The organism is Sutterella massiliensis (genome assembly GCF_016899755.1).
Lineage (GTDB): Bacteria > Pseudomonadota > Gammaproteobacteria > Burkholderiales > Burkholderiaceae_F > Sutterella > Sutterella massiliensis.
Genome location: NZ_JACJJC010000556.1, coordinates 1 through 230, shown reverse-complemented (window position 1 = coordinate 230; position 230 = coordinate 1). Strand labels below are relative to the sequence as shown.

1 protein-coding gene is annotated in these 230 nt (G+C 55.7%); it reads left to right on the top strand.

The window, feature by feature from the left end:
- Positions 1 to 230: hypothetical protein (locus H6A60_RS13680; protein ID WP_205105429.1), on the top strand; the 230-nt coding region annotated here is incomplete at both ends.

The window sequence follows — 230 nt, the reverse complement described above, 5'->3', positions numbered from 1 at the left end:
ATTAAGGCTTTGCCGGCACTCGATCTCACGCCGAACGATCTCCACGCCGCGAAACCCATGAAGGTCGAGGTTTTTTGGGTACAGAGCGCCTACGGCACCATTGGATTCGAGAACGAAGCGTTTGGTTGTCCCAAGATTGCAACACTGGACCCGAACAGCACCGAGGACATTCTGCGCCGTCGTTGTTGGGCGGAAATCAGCATCAGGCATGCGGACGACTCAGACATTCC